Genomic DNA, 3,072 nt, shown 5'->3' with positions numbered 1-3,072 from the left:
GGCGCTGGCCGAGGCGATCGCGCGGTGGGCGCGGGACGACTCCGGAGCCGCCGCCGCGCACGGGCCGCGACTTCACTGCCTGGATCGCCGCCGAGAGCACGGCCGTCGCCGCGCTGCGCGATGCGGTGACGCGCACGGAGTGGATCCCGCCCTCGTGCAGGCCCAGGCTACTGGCGAGTGGGGCGACGGGACGCGCCGAGTGAGGGTATCCTTACTCATCGGTGATCCGACAGCGCGGTCGATCCAGCTGATCCTCGACCGAAGGCGCTCCCGTGCATCCTGCCTCCTCCTCCTCCCACCGCCGTCGCCGCTCCCTGGCGGTCATCGCCCTCGCCGCCTCCGCCGCGCTCGGCCTCTCGGCCTGCGCGGGCGGCGCAGCCGGCTCGTCGGCGAGCGACTCCCCGCCGAGCACCCGCTCGGTCGAGCACGCGCGCGGCACGACCGCCGTCCCCGACACGGCGGCCCGCGTCGTGGTCCTCGAGCCGGTGGCCCTCGACACGTCGGTCGCCCTCGGCGTCGTCCCGGTCGGAGCCGCGGTGCTCAACGAGAGCGCGGGAGTTCCGGCGTACCTCGCGCCGAGGCCGCCGGCATCCAGAGCGTGGGAACGGTCACCGAGCCGAGCGTCGAGAGAATCGCCGCGCTGACTCCCGACCTGATCATCGGGACGGAGTCGCGGCACTCCGCCCTCTACGACCAGCTGTCGGCGATCGCGCCCACCGTGTTCCTCGCCTCGCAGGCCGACCCGTGGAAGGACAACGTCGCTCTCGTCGCCTCGGCGCTCGGCCGCTCCGACGAGGGCACCGCGCGACTCCAGGACTACCAGGACCGCTGCGACGAGATCGCGGCCGAGTTCGACGTCGCCGGGTCGACGGCCCAGCTGATCCGCCCGCGCGACGGACTCCTCACTCTCTACGGGCCCGACTCGTTCGCGGGCAGCACCCTCGAGTGCGCCGGCTTCACGACCCCGGAGCGCGACTGGGAGCAGTCGATCTCGGTCGACCTGTCGCCCGAGCGGGTCCTCGAGGCGACGGCCGACCACGTCTTCGTGACCACCACCGACGTCGACGACCCCACCACCGTGCCCGAGTCGATCACCGCCAATGCCGGCGCGTTCCCCGAGGTCCACCTGGTCGACCAGTCGTACTGGATCACCGGGGTCGGCCCCCTCGGCGGGCTCGCCGTGCTCGACGACATCGAGGACGTCCTGCGCGACGCGCAGTGACCGGTCCGGCGCCGCGAGCCTTCGGAACGCGACCGAGGAGGAGGCTCGCCCTCTGGCTCTCGGGGACGCTGCTCGCCCTCGTGGTCGCCGCGCTCCTCTCGATCGCGGTCGGCGCGAATCCGCTCGATCCACGGCTCCTGCTCGACACGCTCAGCGGAGGCGGGACCGACGAGTCGCGGTTCGTCGTCCAGGATCAGCGGCTCCCGCGCACCCTCGTCGGTCTGGCGGTGGGAGTCGGGCTGGGCGGAGCGGGGGCGCTGATCCAGGCGGTGACCCGCAATCCGCTGGCCGATCCGGGGATCCTCGGAGTGAACGCGGGCGCCTCCGCCGCTGTCGCCGCGGCCGTCGTGTTCGCCGGGGTCACGAGCATCAGCGGATACGTGTGGTTCGCCTACGGCGGGGCCCTGGTGCTGACGGTCGTGGTCTTCGCTCTCGGAGCGGGCGGGCGGGGGCGCTCGGATCCGATCACGCTCACCCTCGCCGGACTCGCGGTCGGCGCGGTGCTCTCTGGCCTGACCACCGGGCTCACGCTGACGCATCCCGACGCGTTCGAGCGCCTGCTCGGCTGGTCGGCGGGGAGCCTGCTGGGGCGGAGCACTGACGTCCTGCTGCCCGTCCTCCCCCTCCTGGCGCTCGGAGCGCTGCTCGCCCTCGTCGTGTCTCCTGCCCTCAACGCCGTGGCCCTCGGCGACGAAACCGCTCGTGCGCAGGGGGTCTCGCTCCTGCGCACGCGGCTGCTCGCGGTGCTGGCGATCACTCTGCTCGCGGGAACCGCCACCGCGCTCGCCGGACCGATCTCGTTCGTCGGCCTGATGATCCCGCACGTGGTGCGCTGGAGCACCGGCCCCGACCACCGCTGGATCGTCGCCGGCTCGATGCTCGCGGCTCCCGTGCTGGTGCTGCTCTCGGACGTGGTCGGCCGGGTGAGTGTGCTGCCGGCCGAGATGCCGGTGGGGATCGTGACGGCCTTCGTCGGCGCTCCGGTGCTGATCGTGCTGGTCCGTCGTCGGCGACGGGTGACCGGGCTGTGACGCGGCGAATGCGCACCCGGAGGAACGCGGTCGTGATCGGCGTCCTCGTCGCAGTTCTGGGCGTGCTCGGCGTCGTCGGCGCGATGAGCGGCGACTATCCCGTGCCGCTCGGCGACGTCCTCGGGGTCGTCTCCGGATCGACGGAGGGCCTCGCCCGCACAGTCGTCGTGGAGTGGCGGCTGCCCCGCATCGCCGCGGCGGTCGTCGTCGGCGCCGCACTCGGCGTCGCGGGGGCGGTGTTCCAGAGCGTGACCCGCAACCCGCTGGCCAGCCCCGACGTGCTGGGGCTCTCGAACGGCGCGTTCGTCGGGCTGCTGACCGCGCTGGTGCTGGTCGGCTCCTCCTGGGAGGCGCGGACCGCCGGCGCACTCGTCGGCGGCCTGGGAGCGGCCCTCCTGATCACCGCTCTCTCCCGCGGAACGGGGATCGGCGGCTTCCGCTTCATCATGGTCGGCATCGCGGTCTCGTCGATGGCCGCGTCGCTCGGCACCTGGCTCCTGCTCCAGGTCGAGCTCGACACCGCCCTGTTCGCGTCGGCCTGGGGCGCGGGCACCCTCGCGGGAGTCGATGCGGCCACCGTCACCGCCGCCGGCCTGCTCGCCGCGGGGTTCTTCGCGGTGGTGCCCGCCTTCGCGCCCGCGCTCCGCCAGCTCGAGCTCGGCGACGACCTCGCGGCGGCCACCGCGTCCGGGTTCCGGCCGTGCGCTCGCTCGCACTCGGTACCGGAGTCGCCCTCGTGTGCATCGCCACGACGGTGGCCGGCCCCGTCGCGTTCGTCGCGCTGGCCGCACCGCAGATCGCGCGGCGATCGGCGAGGAC

The 3,072-nt window shown here is 73.9% G+C and carries 4 protein-coding genes; all 4 read left to right on the top strand.

Annotated elements, in window-relative coordinates:
- Positions 1-272 precede the first annotated feature (272 nt).
- Entirely contained in the window at positions 273-644 is a 372-nt protein-coding gene (locus ACH61_RS18650) for a hypothetical protein (protein WP_236713713.1), read from the top strand.
- On the top strand, positions 599-1,222 hold the full coding sequence (locus ACH61_RS14675) for an ABC transporter substrate-binding protein (protein WP_236713712.1): 624 nt from the start codon (positions 599-601) through the stop codon (positions 1,220-1,222). The genes ACH61_RS18650 and ACH61_RS14675 overlap by 46 nt, the downstream gene beginning before the upstream one ends.
- Positions 1,219-2,253, top strand: a complete 1,035-nt coding sequence (locus ACH61_RS14670; RefSeq protein WP_082845305.1) for an iron chelate uptake ABC transporter family permease subunit — start codon at positions 1,219-1,221, stop codon at positions 2,251-2,253. The genes ACH61_RS14675 and ACH61_RS14670 overlap by 4 nt, the downstream gene beginning before the upstream one ends.
- A gap of 32 nt (positions 2,254-2,285) precedes the next feature.
- On the top strand, positions 2,286-3,072 hold a 787-nt coding region (locus ACH61_RS14665; RefSeq protein ID WP_236713711.1), incomplete at its 3' end, for a FecCD family ABC transporter permease.

It is taken from the genome of Rathayibacter tanaceti, assembly GCF_001634385.1.
Lineage (GTDB): Bacteria > Actinomycetota > Actinomycetes > Actinomycetales > Microbacteriaceae > Rathayibacter > Rathayibacter tanaceti.
Note: the sequence above shows the minus strand (reverse complement) of the source record. Positions and strands in the feature narration are given on the sequence as shown.